Annotated in this window: 3 protein-coding genes; 2 read left to right on the top strand and 1 reads right to left on the bottom strand. The window is 47.0% G+C overall.

Features of this window, described 5'->3' with window-relative positions:
- Nucleotides 1-1,210: prolyl oligopeptidase family serine peptidase (locus VIM72_RS23790; protein WP_332005317.1), on the top strand; the 1,210-nt coding region annotated here is incomplete at its 5' end.
- A gap of 110 nt (nucleotides 1,211-1,320) precedes the next feature.
- Complete coding sequence (locus VIM72_RS23785; protein ID WP_332005316.1) at nucleotides 1,321-2,220, top strand: SDR family oxidoreductase; 900 nt, start codon at nucleotides 1,321-1,323, stop codon at nucleotides 2,218-2,220.
- A gap of 3 nt (nucleotides 2,221-2,223) precedes the next feature.
- Here the strand turns inward: VIM72_RS23785 and VIM72_RS23780 are convergent, their stop codons facing one another.
- Nucleotides 2,224-3,174, bottom strand: a complete 951-nt coding sequence (locus VIM72_RS23780; protein WP_332005315.1) for a hypothetical protein — start codon at nucleotides 3,172-3,174, stop codon at nucleotides 2,224-2,226.
- Between the last annotated feature and the right edge of the window lie 371 nt (nucleotides 3,175-3,545).

Here is a 3,545-nt window from a genome sequence, read left to right as displayed (position 1 = left end):
AATAGATAATGATGGTGATAAATTACTGGTGCGTACCAATCACAATGCACCTAATTATAAAATTGTGCTGATCGACCCCGCTAATCCGGCTGAAGCCAACTGGAAAGTAATTGTGCCTGAAAAGAAAGAGGCGCTCCAGGGTGTGGGCCTTGCCGGCGGCAAATTATTCCTTTCCTACCTGAAAGACGCTTCTACCCGGGTTTATCAGTATGATTATAAAGGTAAGCTGGAACACGAAGTAAAACTGCCAGGTCTGGGAACAGCGGGTGGCTTCGGCAGTAAAAAAGAAGACAAGGAATTCTTCTACACCTACACTTCTTTCATTACCCCGCCGGAGGTATATAAATATGAGGTAGCTACCGGTATTTCTACCTTATATAATAAGGCGGAAGTAAAATTCAATCCTGCACAGTATGAAACCAAACAGGTATTCTTTAAGAGCGCCGATGGAGAAAGCGTACCGGTATTCCTGTCTTATAAGAAAGGCATCCGGCTGAATGGCAACAACCCTGTGCTGCTTTACGGCTATGGCGGATTCAATATTGCAGTAACGCCTTCCTTCAGTGTTTCCAATCTCTACTTCATGGAACAGGGAGGCATATACGCAGTTGTATCGCTGCGAGGCGGCAGCGAATACGGGGAAGCCTGGCACAAAGCAGGCATGATGGAGAAGAAGCAGAATGTATTCAACGATTTTATCGGTGCAGCAGAGTACCTGGTGAAGGCAAAATATACCAATCCCGGCAAAATAGCGATCCGTGGCGGTTCCAACGGTGGCTTACTGGTAGGCGCCTGTATGACGCAACGCCCGGAACTGTTTAAAGTGGCATTGCCCGCAGTAGGCGTAATGGATATGCTGCGTTTCCAGAAATTCACCATCGGCTGGGCCTGGGCAGTGGAATATGGCAGCAGCGATAATGCAGAGCAGTTTAAATACTTGGTGAAGTATTCACCGCTGCATAACCTGAAACCCGGCACCGCTTACCCGGCAACGCTGATCACTACCGCTGATCACGACGACCGCGTGGTGCCGGCACACTCCTTTAAGTTTGCCGCTACCCTGCAGGCCGATAATGCCGGACCCAACCCCACCCTCATCCGTATTGAAACACAGGCAGGCCACGGCGCCGGTAAGCCTACTTCCAAAATGATTGATGAAGCGGCGGATATCTGGGCATTTACCATGTATAACCTGGGCATGCACAAGTAAAGTTTGTATACAGATCAGCTTTTAGCTGTTATTGAAATGCCACGCATTTTGGTGAACAGCTAAAAGCTTTTTTTTCTTATCTTTAGAAATAGCGTATTGAACATGGCTTTATGAAGGTACTTATAACTGGTAGTAACGGATTATTGGGACAACATCTGATCCCCCTTTTTCTGCAAGATGGAAAATATGATGTGATAGCCACAGGCAGAGGCCCTAATCGTTTTCCCCTGCGGGATAAATACACTTATGAGGCCGTAAACCTGCGCGATGCCGGCAGTGTGAAACAGCTGGTGGAAAAGCATCAGCCGGATATCATTATTCATGGCGGCGCCATGTCGCAGGTAGATGACTGCGAAAAGAATAAAGACGCCTGCTGGGACACCAATGTAGGGGCTACCCGCTACCTGGTACATGCCGCAGAAAGCTGTAACGCCTTTTTTATTTTCCTGTCAACAGATTTTGTGTTCGATGGCCTCCAGGGCCCTTACAGTGAAGACGCTACCGTGAATCCCATTAATTATTATGGTACCAGTAAAGTAGCTGCAGAGCGGCTGGTGATCAACAGCAAACTGCAATGGGCCATTGTGCGCACCGTGCTGGTGTATGGCGTGGTGGCAGATCCGCACCGTAATAATATGATCACCTGGGTAAAAAATAATTTGCAGCAGGGCAAAAAAGTAAAAGTGGTGGATGATCAATGGCGTACGCCTACCTTGTGCCACGACCTGGCGAAAGGTTGTTTACTGATTGCAGATAAGAAAGCCACCGGCTTCTTCAATATCTCCGGAAATGAAATTCTCACTCCCTATGATATGGCCATTCAAACGGCTGAATACTTTAAACTGGATACTTCCCTCGTAGAAAAGATCAGCGCCAAAACGCTGGCACAACCTGCGGCCCGCCCTGCCAAAACAGGGTTGATAATAGACAAGGCGGCCAAAGAACTTGGGTATCAGCCCCGCACTTTTGCGGAAGGACTGGAGATTGTAGCGGGTGAAATAAAAGCCTGACGGCTAGAATTCAAGAAATACTTTTTTACCGAATATGTTCCTTACACTATCCCGTTGGGCGAGGGTATCTGCTGCCAGTGAATGCAGTTCCACTGCGGTTCTGAACATACTGTCGCGTTTATAGAGCACCAGTGTTTTCCCCCAGGTTGCCTGCAATCTCTGCATTTTTGCAGCAGCGCTGCTATCTTTATATCTTTCCACTACCGCATAATAAGTAATAGGCGTAATGGCTGCCTTTGCAGTAGAATCGGCCAGTGCCTTTTGCAGGGAATCTGCTGCGGCAGCAGCCAGTTGTTGCCGGGTGGCAGCATTGTTATCGGGAAGTGTTTCAGACTCACGCACTGCTTTGGATATGCCGGATAAATACCACCAGGCGGCCAATCCTATTATAATAGCGGCAATGGGAACAGCTGCCCACCACCATTTAAAACCGCTTTCTTCTGTTACGGCTTCCAGCGTATCTTCCACTTCTTCTGTCATAATAGGCTCCAGCGCTTCCGACGGAGGCGACGGAACAAAAGCAGGTGTTGTACCTGTGCTGCGGTGATCTGTGGTACGTTCAATGGGCCTGATATCCAGCGCTTCCTTTTCTATAGGCAGCTCTTCTGCATGGAAGTGAATGTTGCCGGCGAAATCGCCCTGGAGCTGGCCTATGCCTGGTAATACCACCGGTTTCCCGGATTGAAGATCTGCCTTTAGCTCTTCCAGGTATTTTTCCAGTTTCCGTTGTGCTACGGCCGGTACCAGGTTTTCTTTAAGCGCTATCCATTCCACACAGGAACCATCATCCTGCCATTGCTGGGTAAACATTACCTGTTCACGCGGCGCAGTAAGCGTTTGTGATTGCGGGTTGTAATGCGCAGGAAAATGCTGCACAGAAAACGTTCCCAGCTGTGGAACCACGCAAACCCGCTGTTTGAACAGCACTTCCTGGATGTATTGCTGAAGTATCAAGTAGAGCAGTTTTTAGTGCGAATGATTAAAGCGGATTTTGTCTGACTCAGGATTATGATGATTACAATGATTACTTTTCTTTTAGATTTTTAAATTTAGCGCATTTAAAATTTTTAAAAAAATATGTAATCATTGTAATCATCATAATCCTGAGTCAGACAACATTCGCTTAAAAAAATATCCTGTTAATCATTATAATCATCATAATCCTGAGTCAGACAAAATCCTCGTTAGAATTTGATCATCACGCCACCCACAATATTGAACCCATAAGTAGGATAGAGGTAATACCGCTGGTAATGTGTGTTGAACAGGTTATTTGCATTTACCCATACACCGAAATTTTTGCCTATGTCGTAGGAGGCGCCGGC

It is taken from the genome of Chitinophaga sp., assembly GCF_036569185.1.
Classification (GTDB): Bacteria; Bacteroidota; Bacteroidia; order Chitinophagales; family Chitinophagaceae; genus Chitinophaga.
Note: the sequence above shows the minus strand (reverse complement) of the source record. Positions and strands in the feature narration are given on the sequence as shown.